Annotated in this window: 1 pseudogene; it reads right to left on the bottom strand. The window is 58.7% G+C overall.

The features are described from left to right. Positions 1-247 (bottom strand): annotated as a pseudogene (locus tag ACRHNM_RS17665) (peptidase M28); the annotation flags it as partial.

Here is a 247-nt window from a genome sequence, read left to right as displayed (position 1 = left end):
AGGCCTGTTGCGTATCGGTTTGGCCCACGTACAGCAAACTGGTGGGCTTAGGGTTTTCGGGGGTATACCGGCTGGAGAAATGCGCCCCTGCCAGGAACCCGGCAAACAACAGGAGGCCCAACCCGCCGAGGCGCGCTTTGTTGGGAAGCCTTGCCAGCAGCCCGAGGAGCAACAAAAACAGGAAGGTGGTCATCAGGCTCGCCGCGATCAGCATTTTCATCCCGAGACCCACCGGAAACATTTTAAC

It is taken from the genome of Psychroserpens mesophilus, assembly GCF_050617655.1.
In the GTDB taxonomy this organism is placed as follows: Bacteria; Bacteroidota; Bacteroidia; order Flavobacteriales; family Flavobacteriaceae; genus Psychroserpens; species Psychroserpens mesophilus_A.
The sequence above is the reverse complement of the archived record's forward strand: the minus strand, read 5'-3'. Positions and strand labels throughout refer to the sequence as shown.